The 14,798-nt window shown below is 36.5% G+C and carries 15 protein-coding genes; 6 read left to right on the top strand and 9 right to left on the bottom strand.

Features of this window, described 5'->3' with window-relative positions:
- Nucleotides 1-460: 460 nt before the first annotated feature.
- Entirely contained in the window at nt 461-1,762 is a 1,302-nt protein-coding gene (locus BLR60_RS01630) for a DEAD/DEAH box helicase (protein WP_090496309.1), read from the top strand.
- Nucleotides 1,763-1,905: 143 nt separating this feature from the next.
- Here BLR60_RS01630 and BLR60_RS01625 read toward each other — a convergent pair whose 3' ends face one another.
- The 3 genes from BLR60_RS01625 to BLR60_RS01615 form a co-directional block, all read right to left on the bottom strand.
- Nucleotides 1,906-3,246 (bottom strand): OmpA family protein, encoded by a 1,341-nt coding sequence (locus tag BLR60_RS01625; RefSeq protein ID WP_090496308.1) that lies wholly within the window; start codon nt 3,244-3,246, stop codon nt 1,906-1,908.
- 411 nt (nt 3,247-3,657) lie between these two features.
- Nucleotides 3,658-4,188 carry an RNA methyltransferase gene (locus BLR60_RS01620; RefSeq protein WP_090496307.1) on the bottom strand — a complete coding sequence of 177 codons (531 nt, stop codon included), beginning with the start codon at nt 4,186-4,188 and terminating at the stop codon, nt 3,658-3,660.
- Between the two features lie 56 nt (nt 4,189-4,244).
- Entirely contained in the window at nt 4,245-5,417 is a 1,173-nt protein-coding gene (locus BLR60_RS01615; RefSeq protein WP_090496306.1) for a galactokinase, read from the bottom strand.
- Nucleotides 5,418-5,492: 75 nt separating this feature from the next.
- On the opposite strand from BLR60_RS01615, the gene BLR60_RS01610 reads away from it, so the two are divergent.
- Complete coding sequence (locus BLR60_RS01610; protein ID WP_090496305.1) at nt 5,493-6,542, top strand: aldose epimerase family protein; 1,050 nt, start codon at nt 5,493-5,495, stop codon at nt 6,540-6,542.
- A 3-nt stretch (nt 6,543-6,545) separates the two neighbouring features.
- Complete coding sequence (locus BLR60_RS01605; RefSeq protein ID WP_090496304.1) at nt 6,546-6,941, top strand: DUF1398 domain-containing protein; 396 nt, start codon at nt 6,546-6,548, stop codon at nt 6,939-6,941.
- A gap of 463 nt (nt 6,942-7,404) precedes the next feature.
- Here the strand turns inward: BLR60_RS01605 and BLR60_RS01600 are convergent, their stop codons facing one another.
- The 4 genes from BLR60_RS01600 to ribD all read right to left on the bottom strand — a co-directional run bounded on the left by BLR60_RS01600 (nt 7,405) and on the right by ribD (nt 10,849).
- Nucleotides 7,405-8,265 (bottom strand): nucleoside phosphorylase, encoded by an 861-nt coding sequence (locus BLR60_RS01600; RefSeq protein ID WP_090496303.1) that lies wholly within the window; start codon nt 8,263-8,265, stop codon nt 7,405-7,407.
- Between the two features lie 61 nt (nt 8,266-8,326).
- A complete protein-coding gene (locus tag BLR60_RS01595; RefSeq protein ID WP_090496302.1) occupies nt 8,327-8,941 on the bottom strand; it encodes an IMPACT family protein in 615 nt (204 codons plus the stop codon).
- A complete protein-coding gene (locus BLR60_RS01590) occupies nt 8,928-9,797 on the bottom strand; it encodes a DMT family transporter (RefSeq protein WP_090496301.1) in 870 nt (289 codons plus the stop codon). The genes BLR60_RS01595 and BLR60_RS01590 overlap by 14 nt, the downstream gene beginning before the upstream one ends.
- On the bottom strand, nt 9,797-10,849 hold the full coding sequence (ribD, locus tag BLR60_RS01585) for a bifunctional diaminohydroxyphosphoribosylaminopyrimidine deaminase/5-amino-6-(5-phosphoribosylamino)uracil reductase RibD (protein WP_090496300.1): 1,053 nt from the start codon (nt 10,847-10,849) through the stop codon (nt 9,797-9,799). Before ribD ends, BLR60_RS01590 begins: the two co-directional genes overlap by 1 nt.
- 80 nt (nt 10,850-10,929) lie before the next feature.
- Here ribD and prmC point away from each other — a divergent pair, with 80 nt between their 5' ends.
- The gene (gene prmC, locus BLR60_RS01580) at nt 10,930-11,799 is read left to right on the top strand and encodes a peptide chain release factor N(5)-glutamine methyltransferase (protein WP_090496299.1); all 870 of its coding nucleotides are present in this window, start codon (nt 10,930-10,932) and stop codon (nt 11,797-11,799) included.
- Nucleotides 11,800-12,054: 255 nt separating this feature from the next.
- Here the strand turns inward: prmC and BLR60_RS01575 are convergent, their stop codons facing one another.
- Nucleotides 12,055-12,576 (bottom strand): YcxB family protein, encoded by a 522-nt coding sequence (locus BLR60_RS01575; RefSeq protein ID WP_090496298.1) that lies wholly within the window; start codon nt 12,574-12,576, stop codon nt 12,055-12,057.
- A gap of 18 nt (nt 12,577-12,594) precedes the next feature.
- Complete coding sequence (gene xerD, locus BLR60_RS01570) at nt 12,595-13,494, bottom strand: site-specific tyrosine recombinase XerD (RefSeq protein WP_090496297.1); 900 nt, start codon at nt 13,492-13,494, stop codon at nt 12,595-12,597.
- 49 nt (nt 13,495-13,543) lie between these two features.
- On the opposite strand from xerD, the gene aroQ reads away from it, so the two are divergent.
- Both aroQ and BLR60_RS01560 read left to right on the top strand, forming a co-directional pair.
- Nucleotides 13,544-13,960: a type II 3-dehydroquinate dehydratase gene (gene aroQ, locus BLR60_RS01565; RefSeq protein ID WP_208600557.1), complete on the top strand. Its 417-nt coding sequence runs from the start codon at nt 13,544-13,546 to the stop codon at nt 13,958-13,960.
- 11 nt (nt 13,961-13,971) lie between these two features.
- A complete protein-coding gene (locus tag BLR60_RS01560) occupies nt 13,972-14,688 on the top strand; it encodes a TlpA family protein disulfide reductase (RefSeq protein ID WP_090496296.1) in 717 nt (238 codons plus the stop codon).
- Nucleotides 14,689-14,798 lie beyond the last annotated feature (110 nt).

Here is a 14,798-nt window from a genome sequence, read left to right as displayed (position 1 = left end):
ATTTAGTCGAGATCTTTCGCGGTGCTATACAGACAGGACACCGATAGAAAGGTCGTCATTTTGACTGTAGCATAGTCACGAACGTTCTGGAAAGAGATCCATTTAGTTGGATTTCCCGATTGCGTTGCACTCCGCTCGAAAGGACGTAACTTAAGGGATTTTTACGCGTGGATTAATACTGTCAACCAAATTGATTTTTGTAAAATAAATTATCTCTCGGGATGACAGCAAACTAAATAAAAAGATAAAGGCTACCCATCGCGGATAGCCTATGCTAACAACAAAACAAATATAAGATCACCAATCTTGCCTGATTAAGCAGAATCAGGGTAAAGTGCTATGGATACTGATGAGTGTTGTATCAAGACGCATTTAACGTCTATTTAATGCAGTTGAATTCAATATTAGAAAAGATAATTATTTTAAGGATATTTGTAGTTCAAACATTAAAATAGTAATCGTGTCTTTAGATAAATTAAAACTTAGCAAATCACTTGTAGCGGCCATGACTGATGCAGGATTTTTAACTCCAAAAGAAATCCAAACCAGAACAATGTCGCGCATTTTAGGTGGCCAGGATGTTATAGCGGTGGGACCGGAGTGCTCGGGAAAAACAACAACTTATGTTTTAGCTACTTTAATGAAGTTGAAATATGCTTTTGAGGAAGCACCAAGAGCATTGATTTTAGTACCTGACGTTGAGCATGTAGACCATGTTTTGGAACAGTTTAAACTATTGAACCGCAACAGCACTTTCAGAATTTTAGGAATTGATAGCCGGGGTACCATTGAAACGCAAATGAATGAGATTACGGATGGATGCGATATTATTGTTGCCGTACCAGATCGTGCCCGGGCATTGTATTTAAAGCTCGCCCTCAACACCAATAAAATACAATTGTTTATCGTAGATAATGCAGAGCTTATTGTTAAAAAGGGCTTGCAATTACCCGTTGTAGAATTAGCAAATAGTGCTTATAAATCTCAGCATGTGGTATTTACAGAGGTAATGCACGAAAAATTGAATCATATGATTTCGCCTTTTATGAAAGATTCGGCTGCCACCATTGAGGTAGATGAAATAGGTGAGAAGCAGGCAGAGGTTTACCAGCAGATGCTTTATCATGTACCGAATTTCAGAACAAAGCTAAATCTATTAACTTTGTTATTGAGCGATACGGAGGTTTTTGATAAAGTTGTGGTTTTCGTCAACACTCGTTTAACCGCACAAACAGTCTATAAAAACTTTAATCAGCATAAAGAAGGTGAGATCAGCATTTACCGGTCGCTATTTTTTGATGATAAAGGTTATGATGATATTGAAGACTTTAAAAATAATCCAGAAGCCAGGGTTTTAATTGTAGCCAATGAAAATTTAGGCGAACTTAATATCGAAGGAATACCTTTCATCTTTCACTTTGAATTGCCGGAGCAAAAAGAAACTTTAATTCAGCGCATTGTTAAGCATGGTAATGAAGACGTGGTAGCTATTACATTTTCTACAGATATTGAATTGATTGAAGTAAAAAAAATCGAGCAGGCTATTGGCCAGAAACTCGAGGTAATGGAATTGCCAGAAAATTTGAAAGTGGTTGATGCTGCGGATAAACCAAAGAAAAAGAAAGGTGCACAAGAAGATGATGAATCTTCTGAGCGTGGTGCAGCATTTCACGAAAAGAAAGCCAGCAATTTAAAAAACTACAATTACAGTGCTGGCGCTAAAGCCAAAATGACTTATAAGAATAAAAAGGGATTGTCTTAATGAAAGGCGTCACCCTGAATTTATTTCAGGGCCTATTCCGCCAATAAAGATCCTGAAACAAGTTCAGGATGACGATTTCTAATAAATAAAAAAGCTCCTCAGAAATTAATCTGAGGAGCTTTTAAGTTAACCGTTATTTACGACTAGTATAAAGTAAACTCTACACGACGGTTTTGTTGACGGCCATCTGCAGTTTTGTTTGTTGCAATTGGTTGGTCAGGTCCGTAACCTGTAGCTTCAATTCTAGATGCATTTGCACCTTGAGATACTAAATAAGCTTTTACTGATTCAGCTCTGTCTTTAGATAAACGTAAGTTTAACTCTCTACCACCAGTGTTATCAGTGTGACCAGCTAATTTTAAGCTAAAGTTTTTGTCTACCAATAAACCAGCAACGCGATTTAAAGTTGAATATGATTTAGAACGGATAGTTGATTTACCTAAATCGAACTCTAAGTTAGAAATCGCATCTCTAACTACTTTACGGTCTTCTTCAGTAATAACTTTAGTTTCTTTAATGATTTGGCGTTGAACTTTGATTGGGCAACCAGAACCATCAACAACTGTACCTGAAGCAGTTCCAGGGCATTTATCAAATTTGTTTGCTACACCATCATTATCATCATCGCCAAGATCTTTAGCATATTGCTCTCTATCACGTTGTGCATTTTGCTCAGCTGTTGATAATGCTCTTCTTAATTCTGTACTTTCTTCAGCACTTTCTTTACGCAAGTTTGCTAATGAACTGTAATTTTGTAACTGAGGTTTTTCTTTACTGCCTAAAGCAAATTCTAAACCTGCGTGTGCATAAGCAAATCTGTCATTACCACCGGTGTTAACGCCATCAAATTTAGCAGATTTAACAAAATTTACATCGTAACCTAAATCTACATTAATGCCTTTCGCAACACCCAATTTCAAACCGGCACCTACCGGTACAAACCAGCCTTCTCTGTAATAACCTGCGTCTTGCGTATTAGCTGGCATAGTAGTAGCACCAGATGACATGTAACCTGCACCCGCTTTCAAGTAAGGGATAATTACCGCATTTTCATTATTAATGTTAATGTTTGCAACATTCCAAACTGCTGATAAAGCTCCAGACCATTGGATATTTGTTTTGTAACCAGTATTTGCAGCATAGGTAGTATTTCCAGCAGCATCAACACCATTTGCAATTCTTAATTCTTCAACTTTACCTGCAAGGAAATCTGCTTGAATGCCTAATTGAGGTAAAATTTGTTTTTTAATGTAACCACCGTAACCGATGTGTTCTACCGGAGTTTGAAATTGGTGGTTAGCATTACCAAAAATAGTTCTTGGGGTTAGCAAACCTCCATTTACACCTATTGACCAGGTACGGAAATCTTTAGGAGAGAAACGTCCTGTAGTACTTGTAGTTGTTGGTGTGTCCTGGGCAAATAATTGTGATGATAAACCTAATAATGCAACCAACATTGTTGATTTTGTAATTCTCGTATTCATGTTATTATATTTTTAGTCTCTTAACAGTTTTTCTATCATACTGTTTTGCATAGTCTAAGAAAAAATCCTGCCAAATAACATGTTTTTTACGCAAATGACATATTATCAGAATATTAGTATGTTAATTTTATTTCACAAAAAAGTTACGTAATGGTTAATGCCCTATAGTTTACTGTATAAAATACTATACATTATGGGCTCTGGGATCAATATTTCCCCGGTAAAATTTTATTTAACAGATAGCTTTTTTCCCTAATTATGGGTCATCTATCTATTTTAAGATTAGCCTATATACCTGGGTTGTACAAAATATTGATAAACTATTTGAGACTATTTATGGTGAAAGGAGAATAAATCACCTATTAGGTTTTGCATTTGGTAAGCTATGAGATAATAATCAAATTGAAGATATCATAACCTTAATTTAGCGAAGAAATCCCAAAATACGATCCCTGCAGAAATTACGATGTTAAAAGAGTGTTTAGTGCCAAATTGCGGAATTTCAATGCATTCGTCAATTTTAGCCATTACTTCATCACTAACGCCATCAACTTCATTACCGAATATTAGGGCGTATTTTTTATTGGGATCGGGCTTGAAAGTATTCAGCATGGTACTATTTTCGGCCTGCTCAATAGCCACAATTTCATAACCCAGGCTCCTTAACGCATCAACTGCCTGCACGGTATCAGCATAATGAATCCAATCAACAGATTGCGTGGCACCTAAAGCCGTTTTTTCGATTTCGCGATGGGGTGGCTGTGCAGTAATGCCACAAAGAACTACTTTTTCAAGTGCAAAACCATCTGCGGTTCGGAATATCGAACCTACATTGTGCATGCTACGCACATTATCTAAAACGACTACCACAGGCAATTTCTCCTGTGTTTTAAAAGCTTCAATATCCGGACGGTTTAACTCGTCTAATTTTAATTTTCTCATTATTTTAAAAAGATTACACCGATTAATAGATTACACCAATTTGGAAATATTTAAATCTATGTTTGTCCGATTGTATCTGTTACTAAATGTGGACCATCACTAATATTGCTAACATAAATTGTAGCAGGATAACCAATTTTATCTACGTAATAATCTGTTAAGTGTTTTGCAAAATCTTCTTCATAACCTTTCTCCAACAAAGCTATTGCGCAGCCACCAAATCCGGCACCCGTCATACGGGCACCAATTACATGTTTATAATCCGAACAGAAATCTACTACCGCATCCAATTCTTTTCCGCTTACTTCATATAATGTTCGCAAAGATTCATGAGAAGCATACATTAATCGACCAAAAGCCGTTAAGTCACCTCCGCTTAATGCTTTAGCGGCTAAATGCACGCGGTCGTTCTCTTTAACTACGTGTGTAGCCCTGTTTAATAGGGTTTCATCGTTGATTAAATGGCTGTGTAACGCAAACTTTTCTGCATTAAGTTCGCAAAGATAGTGAAGTGTAATTTCCTCATTTAGTAACTTTAATGCAGCCTGACATTCTGCAACACGTTCATTGTATTTTGAATCTGCCAGTTCGCGCGGCTTATTGGTATTAATGATGGCCACAACATAATTGCCCAGATCAACATCAACCATTTTGTATTTTAAGGTATCACAGTCTAAAACAATGGCTTTATCTTCTTCTCCGAAAGTAACCGCAAACTGATCCATTATACCAGAATTTAAACCAATAAAATCATTCTCTACACGTTTGGCGATTTTAACAAGTGCTAATTTATCGTAACCCAGATTTAAATAGGTATTTAGTGCATAGGCAGTAGCGATTTCTATAGAAGCGGAAGAAGAAAGTCCTGATCCGATTGGAATGTTTCCGTAAAAGAGAAAGTCTAAACCATTGATTTCCCTGCCGTCTTTTATAAATTCGTTAATTACCCCAACAGGATAATTCGCCCAGGTAGTACCATTCTTATCGTTTACCGTGTTGCTGTTTACTGTTGCTTCTAAATCGAAGTTTAAACTCTTAAACCTGAATTTACCTTCGTTGTTTGGTGCAATGGCTACCCAGGTGCCTAAAGAGATGGCACAGGGCATAACCAGGCCACCATTATAATCAATATGTTCTCCAATCAGGTTAACCCGCCCAGGTGTAAAATAAATAGCTTCGGCATTTTTATGGTATTGCGCTGCAAATTTTTCCTGTAGGTTAATGTTCATTGGGCTAAAATATATTTATAAAAAGCATTAATAATGGTATGTTTGTTTGAAAACAAAAGCCCTAAGTTACAATTTATGAGCGTTCAGCAAATACCAACCGGAAAAATTATTGATGGCGAAGAAGTTATCGCAATCGAACTTACCAATAGCAAAGGTACTTACGTCAAAATATTTAATTATGGCGCCATTATCAACCAATTTGTAGTGAAGAATGCGAAAGGTGAAAACCAGGATATCGTTCTCGGCTTTGATACATTTGACGAATACTTAAACCCCGCTTATTTGGCAAAATACCCATATTTAGGGGCTATAATTGGCCGATATGCCAATCGCATAAAAAATGGAAAATTTAGCATTGATGATAAAACCTATCAGTTGGCTCAAAATGCCGGCGAGAATACGCTTCATGGTGGTTTAGTAGGCTTTGATAAAAAAGTTTGGGATATTGTTGAAATTATGGATGGACCGCAATCATCGGTTACCCTGCAATATGAAAGCGTAGATGGAGAAGAGAATTTTCCGGGAAACCTGATTGTTGATTTAACTTTCGAACTCACCGAAAATGATGAATTGATTTTAAGTTATGAAGCAGAAACAGATCAAGCTACTGCAATAAACTTAACGCACCATGGTTATTTTAATCTGGCTCCTGAAAGTGGAAATGTTAAAAACCATCAGCAACAGATTTTTGCATCGCACTATTTAGAGCAGGACGATAATTATTCGGTAACGGGAAAGCTAATCCCTGTTGAAGGCACACCGTTAGATTTTACTAAATCAAAAGCAATGGGGCAAGATTGGAATAAAGATGAAGGTTACGATCAAACTTTTGTTTTGGATAAGATTTATGGCGATTTGTCACTGGCCAGCAAAACAATTGAAGAAGAAAGCGGTTTAGTTTTAAGCGTTTATACGACAGAACCGGTAGCGCATTTATATACCGCAAAATATTTGGAAGTAAAAAATGGAAAGGGTGGTAAAGATTATAATGGTTTTGATGCCTTTTGTGTTGAAACGCAACATCATCCAAATGCAGTTAATATCCCAACCTTCCCGAGTACGATTTTAAGACCAGATGAACTGTATACGCAAACAACAATTTACAAAGTTTCATTAAATAAATAAGTTATGTTTACCATTGAAAATATACAGGCAGCAACATCAAAAGTTAAGTCTGGCGCAGATCTTCCGCAGTTTATAAAAGAAATTAAGGAATTGGGCGTGAAGCGGAATGATGTTTACGTAAGTAATGGCTTGGCTATTTATTTTGATGATGAGGATAATGCGCAGCAAGTAAGTCCAGATGAGTACCCAACTTTAATAATCAATGAAGAATCGTCTGCAGGAAAACTGGAACATGCGCTAAAAGTACATCAACAGGGTGAAACCGATTATCTTACATTTTGTAAGCAGGCTGCAGATGCGGGGGTAGAAAAATGGGTTACAGATCTGGATGAGATGACTTGTACTTATGTAGATGCCGAAGGGAATGAACTGGTAAAGGAAAATATTCCTCAGGTTTAGAAAATATTAAATAAAGGCTGTCTCCGAAATGATTTTGGAGATTTTTGGCAGAATAATATTTTGAAAGGGCGTCATTCCCGTGAAAACGGGAACCACGAAGTGCTCAGCGAAGCTAATCTTAATGCGCTAGAACAGCAACTAAATAAGTTCATACCAAAGCATTAAGATGCCCATCCGATAGCTATCGGATCAAGCTGAGCATGACGACATCGCCAAATTTAATTCTCTTGCTATTATTGAATCTGTATTTTGAGGCAGGCTCCTTTTTATGATGTTCAAATTGCTATACCCATTCGTCATCGTGAATTCATTTTATAGGTAAGAAATATTATTTTCAATTTTTTGCAGCTACTTCTCGGTCATATTTTATTAACAGGAAAGACCCTGAAATAAATTCGGGATGACGAGTGTTATAATTAAAGTTTTCTACAAAAAAGGAAGATTAATTGTAGAACTTAGCTAATTAAATCCTTTCCAATACCGTTTTAATTGCTTTTTCTACAATTTTATTCGGTTCGTTACTAAATTCGAATTTTACCCTGCTGGCTAAAATAGCATTAACGGAGAGTGCTTTATGCCCTAAAACTTTAGCCAGAGCGTAAATTCCAGCTGTTTCCATTTCTAAATTGGTAATGCGGTGCTGGTTGCGCTTAAAACTATTAATTAAGCCGATAAAATCCGGAACCGCATTTTTCGCCCTTACGATTCTACCCTGCGGAGCATAAAAACCAGGTGCAGTAATGGTAATACCATGAACCATATCCTTTCCAATCGTATTTAACAGGCCATCATCTGCAGCAGTTAAGTAAGGATTGATATTGTTGAGTTTACTAAAGTGAGTCTTGATATCATCCAGCAAAAGTTGTTCATCGTCAGATAATTGCTGAAGATAATAATTCATTAAAGCATCCATCCCTAAACCATAAGATGAAGCCAAAATGGTGCCCATCGGAATGTCTGGCTGGACAGCTCCGGAGGTACCCACTCTGATAATATTTAATGAAGTAAGTGATTTTTTAATCTCACGGGTTTCGAAATCAATATTAACAAGCGCATCCAACTCATTAAAAACAATATCAATGTTGTCTGTTCCAATTCCTGTTGAAAGTACAGTAATGCGTTTTTTGCCTACATAACCGGTGTGCGTAATAAATTCGCGTTTTCCTTTTTTAAATTCTATTTCATCAAAGTATTTACTTACCTCGCCAACACGGTCAGGATCTCCAACGGTTATCACAGTATCGGCAATATCTCCAGGTAAAAGATTGAGGTGGTATATGCTGCCATCGGGATTGATGATTAGATCGCTTTCTGATATTTTCATATTGATTGTTTTTGCGCTCGTTCTAATTATTTCATGCGAAAATCACTGAACTATGTAATTGTTAAATGGTATGTAGATATTTTAATTTAACACCTTCAATTTTATCAAATTTACTTAAAACCTGATTAAGTTGGGCTTTTCTCACTTCAAATTTCAATATGCAGTTGGTATCAAACTGCTGTGCCAAAATCTGCAGATTTTCCTCTTTGCTCAATTTCATGACATCATTCATCTGTAGGTACTCGAAATGGGCTTCATATACATCATTAACGGTTTTATTAATAATCTTTGAAGCTTTAATGGCTGTTATGCTAGCATTTTTATAAGCGTTAATTAAACCAGGAACACCCAATAAAGTACCTCCAAAATAACGTACCACTACAATGAGTATATTGGTAAGATCTTCTGATAACAGACAGTTCAATATGGGCCGTCCGGCAGTACCTGAGGGTTCGCCATCATCATTTACCCTAAAAACCGACCTGTTAGGTGTTAAGCGGTATGCATAACAAAAATGATTAGCCTTTGCATTTGCAGACCGCAGGTTCATGATAATCGGCTTTACTTCTCCTTCGCTACTAATGGGGTAGGCGTAAGCAATAAATTTACTTCCCTTATCTCGAAATATGCCTTCTGAAGCATTTTCGATTGTTTTATACGAATCATCGAACAGCATGTTGTGATAATGTAATGAAGATAACAGCCGCAATGGCCAAAATGATGCCTGCGTAATTTAATTTGCTCAGCTTTTCTTTAAACACCATTATACCAATTAAGGTACCTACAATAATTACCCCCAGGTTCATTGCTGCGAAAACGGTAGAAGGGTTTTCTGCCAAGGCTTTGTGCGCTTTCATATAAAAAAGGATATTCCCAAAATTGAACAAGCCTAAAATGAATCCGCAAACCACATTTACCAATTGTATTTTTATTTTGCCAGCCACCGCCATAATAATTACCAGTAGTAAAGAAACTATAAAGGACAGACCAAAAACGGTAAAGAGGGAGAAAGTATAGGGCAGTTCTTTATACAGCGCAATTTGTTTAAAAAGTACATCTATAACGCCAAAACCAATAAAAACCATAATGGGGTAGAGGAGATTTTCTTTTCCGGTCTTCTGATGATCAGATTTTCGGAGAAAAGTTAAGACAATAGCAACAAAACCAATTACCAAACCAATAATTTTTAGGTTATTAAAGTCTTCCTTAAAAATAAAATAAGCCGCCAGGATAGGGATAAATAGCGATAAACGTTGAGCGATATCGGTTTTAACAATGCCAAGTTTTTTTACCGATGCCGCAAGAAATAAAAATATGGAGGGCAATAGAACGGCTAGTGAAATATATATAGGCCATGGTGCGCTGGCAGTAATCGCTTTAACATCTGGCTTAAAAAAAAGAAAACATAAGCATAATGCAATAAGATAATTGATTGTGACGGCCTGGATCACACTAATCTGGTATCGTTTCGACAGTTTTAATAAAACAGCCACCGTAACACTGCAGCAAATGCTTAAAATAATATAAATCATTATTCGATGTTGTTTAGATAGATAGAGAGTTTGTCATTTCCGATCTGTAGGGTTTCCTGCAGGCTTCCATTAATATTTGGAGAAGAAACCCCATCGCTCCAACTGGTAGAAGAGGTAAAAATACGCGCTTCATCCCATAAATTAGTGTTTAAAAATTGATTCAAAATATTGGCACCACCCTCAACAATAACCGATTGTACATCCATCAGGTAAAGCTGAAAAGCGATTTTTTGCGCCAGATAAAAATGCATGTCTTCCATCTGGATATAATGGATGTCCCCAACTACATCGGTTTTAATTTCGTTAAATATGATGGTTTTGGCTTCAGTATTAAAAATATGATTAGATAACGGCACCTGCAGGTTTTTATCGATTACCAAACGGATAGGATTTTTGCCCGGCCATTCACGCGAGGTTAACTGTGGATTATCCATGATCGCGGTCTGTTTGCCAATCAGGATGGCGTCCTCTTCGGTCCGCCACCGGTGTGCCAAACGCTTAGCCAACGCACCGCTAATCCACTTCTGATGGCCATCTTTTGTTGCAAAGTATCCATTGGCGGTTTCAGCCCACTTTAAAATAATATAAGGTCTTTGTTTTTGTATCCTGGTAAAAAATCTTCTGTTAAAATAACGGCATTTATCATCCAAAATCCCGCTTACCACTTCAATACCTGCATTTTTGAGTTTTTCTATCCCTTTTCCATCAACACCTGAAAAAGGATCTCTATTGCCAATAACTACTTTTTTTAAGCGATGTTTGACCAATAAATCGGCACACGGAGGCGTTTTCCCGAAATGTGCACAAGGTTCCAGATTAACATAGGCGGTAGCCTGTTTCAGTAGATTTTCGGCCTCATTGCCATAAGCATCAAATACAGCTTTGATTGCAGTAGGCTCCGCATGTGCTTTTCCATATTCGTGGTGATAGCCTTCGCCGATAATTTTACCGTCTAAGACAATCACACAACCAACCATCGGATTAGGGCTAACATTCCCCATAGCCAGGGCTGCAAGATCAAGACATCGGTTGATATAAAATTCATCACTCATTAGCGCAAAAGTAGCAAAAAAAGAGTCATGGCCTTATCAAAAGAATGCGGTTATCATCTCAAATAAGTAATTTTGCAAATATGAAGATAGGAGAACTAGCGGCACACTACGCACTTGAACTTGAGCCACTTTATGATAGTAGCGAGGCTAAAACACTGTTTAGTATTGCCGCCGAAAAAGTTTTAGCCATATCTTCAGGTAAACTGATCATGCAAAAAGATCTCGATATCAGTTATATCGATACGCAAAAATTGTTGAGTATCCTTAACGATTTGCAGATTGGAAAACCAATTCAGCATATTTTAGCGGAAGCACATTTTTATGGACTGGTTTTTAACGTAAATGAAAATGTATTGATACCCAGGCCTGAAACAGAGGAACTGGTAGAGTGGATCATATCAGTTTGCAATATGCAGTTTACAGTTGACAGTTTGACCCCTCCCAAAAAGCTAAGCATCCTGGATATTGGAACCGGATCTGGATGCATCCCCATAACCCTAAAAAAATATCTGCCAAACGCAAAGGTATCTAGCTTGGATATTTCTCCTGAAGCTATCGCCGTCGCTAAACAGAATGCGAGACAAATTGGTGTTGAAATCAATTTTATAGAGGCAGATATATTACATTTTAAATATGAAGAAAAATTTGACATCATCGTCAGTAACCCCCCTTATATCAGAGATTTAGAAAAATCAGAAATGCATCATAATGTGCTGTTACATGAGCCACATCTGGCATTATTTGTAACTGATGAGAACCCTTTGTTATTTTATAAAGCCATCGCAGATTTTGCGAAAACAAACTTAAAACCAAACGGACAGCTCTACTTTGAAATTAACGAATATTTGGGCAAAGAAACCATTAAAATGCTAACAGATAAAGGCTTTATAAACATTGAGTTAAGGCAAGATATGCAAGGTAAAGATAGGATGATAAAAGCAGGGGTTTGATGGAAGAAGTACGACTGAAAATGGATGATGGAATCTAAACTGATAAACAATGATCAATTTCTGCCGCTATAGGACTCACGGAGAATTCTTAATGTCCTCAACTTCTTAATGGTAAGGAAGATATCACCAAGTCAGGTGTCCAAAGGTCTGGAGACATAGACCAGCGAAAAAACTATAATTCAACTTTGTGCCTTTGTTGTTAAAATTATTCACGGATGCATGGAAAATTAGCTGTTTTGGGTAAGACTAGGATGATTAAACTTTTTTAAAACTCAGCTTTGAATTAGTTAATTCAATGATATCATTAAATTGTGACTCACTTGTTTCAGATTTATGCAGCATGAAAAATATTCTTTTGTCAATCAACAATATAAAGAAGTCATTGATAACCGAATAATTTGAGAAGGCTCCCCAATTAAAATGAAATCTTTTTTCATTATCAGAATAACTAAACTCATCATTAGTAAATTCGTAAGTATAAATGAAATTCTGTTGCTCATGTTTCTCACACAGGGCATCCATTTCTCTAAAAAAAAGTGTTCGTACATTTATCATTCTTAAGATATAATTTAAAGTCAATATGAAAAGTATCATTCCAGCTATCCCATAAAACGATGAGGATGGTCCTTTATCTGTAATAATTAAAATTATTAATCCCATTGTTAGCATAACATAAATGAGCAATTTTATATAACTCTGTTTATATTCTAATCTAAATTTGAGTTTATTACTTTTAATGAAAATGCTTTTGTCAAATGGAACTGTAACATTAATCATATTTAAATTTGTTTAAAATTAAGCTCTCGGATGAAACTGGGTAATCACCTCTCTTAAATAATCGCGGTCTATATGCGTGTAAATCTCTGTAGTGGTAATACTCGAGTGGCCCAACATTTCCTGTACTGCACGCAAATCAGCACCACCTTCAATTAAATGTGTTGCGAACGAATGCCTTAATGTATGCGGACTGATCGTTTTTTTTATTCCTGCAGAGCTAGCGAGGCTTTTAATTAAGTTAAAGATAGAAATACGGGAAAGTTTAGCACCAAAACGGTTTAGAAAGATAAAATCTTCATGTCCTTTTTTAATATTGGCATGTACCCTAACTTCGTTAATATAAATGTCAAGTAGTTTAAGCGCAACACTACCTATAGGTACCAAACGCTCTTTATTTCCTTTACCAATAATCTTTATAAATTCAATCTTTGGGAACAGATTTGATATTCGTAATTCGGTTAATTCAGTTACCCTTAAACCACAGCCGTACAAAACCTCTATAATGGCTTTATTGCGCATTCCGTCAGGTTTTGAAGCATCTATAGTAGCTATAAGTTCATTAATTTCATAAATATTCAGCATATCAGGTAGCTTTCTGCTGAGTTTCGGCGCTTCCAGTAATGCTGTTGGATCGTTTGAAATCAGATCTTCTATCGTCAAATAGGCGAAGAAAGCCTTTAAACCCGATATTACCCGGGCTTGCGTACTCGGCAGCATCCCCATTTCGTTTAACCATGAGATGAAAGATTTTAACTGGATTATGGTAATCTCTGCAAGTTTAGGTTCTGCATTCAACGATTCAAAATACTGGATCAGTTTATTGATATCGTTTAGATAGGCATCAATAGAGTTCACGGATAAAGACCGTTCCAGTTTTAAATATGATTTAAAGCCTTTAATATATGATGACCAAAGCATGCTTTTATTTGAGATTTTTTATAACATTGCAACGTTACAACATTATATGATGAAAATACAAATTATTAACGGTCCAAATTTAAACCTATTAGGCGTACGGGAACCGTCTATCTATGGAAATACCAGCATTGAAGATTATATTGAAGAATTAAAAACGGTTTACCCAAATATCGAAATCCAGTATTACCAGAGTAATGTGGAGGGCGAAATTATAAATAAACTACACGAGGTTGGTTTCAATTATGATGGGGTAGTGCTAAATGCAGGCGGTTACACACACACCTCTGTAGCCATTGCCGATGCCATCGCCGCCATTAAAACGCCAGTGGTTGAGGTTCATGTTTCAAACATATATGCCCGTGAAGATTATCGCCATGTATCATTGACGGGAAAAAACTGTCAAGGAGTTTTAACCGGGTTTGGAATGAAGGGTTACCGCCTGGCAATAGAAAGTTTGTTGGTTTAAATTATCATAAAATGTTCAAAAATCTAATCATTATCGCTCTTTTATTTACTGCTCTTTTTAGTTATGCGCAAGAAAATCCCATCAAGAAAAATGTATTGAACGAACAATCGGTTGTTAGGGGAGAAGATGGTCTGGTGTATCCGTTTAATGCCTGGAAAAAATTGATGCAAACGGGCAGGTACGGCATTAAAAACCGGAAGACTTTTACCGAGAGCGGTCATCCAGAATATTTGATTTATGAGCTATCGGCTGATCAGAAATCGGCTTATATGGATAAGATTCCAAAACCAAGAACGAGCGAGTCTTTTAGGGAAGGCGATCTGTTTAATGGCTTAAGAATTACCGATATGAATGGCAATAAATACGATTTAAGAGATAGTACCGGAAAAATTTTTGTGCTTAATTTCTGGTTTATCAATTGTCCCCCATGTAAAAAAGAAATTCCACAGTTAAATGAACTGGTAGCGAAATATAAAGACAATAAAGATGTTGTTTTCCTGGGCATTGCTTTGGATGAAAAATATGATCTGAAAAGTTTTCTTAAATCTACAGCCTTTGATTATAACATTGTAGACGGCGGGAGGTATATAGCCAACAAATATGGCGTTAAAGGTTACCCAACTCATGTTGTGGTTGACAAAAAAGGTTATATCGCCTTTAGTACATTGGGTTTAGCTTCCAATACCATATACTGGGTAGAAAAATCAATCAATGAATCTTTAAAGTAGTTTGCCCTAAAGGTCCTGATTCGAGAAGTATATAACCTAATCGTGAATCTTTTAAAAAGGTCCTATTTTTTTCCGCAGGCTGTCTTATAAATATTGTCATCATGAGCTTT

Source organism: Pedobacter terrae (genome assembly GCF_900100705.1).
In the GTDB taxonomy this organism is placed as follows: domain Bacteria; phylum Bacteroidota; class Bacteroidia; order Sphingobacteriales; family Sphingobacteriaceae; genus Pedobacter; species Pedobacter terrae.
Note: the sequence above shows the minus strand (reverse complement) of the source record. Positions and strands in the feature narration are given on the sequence as shown.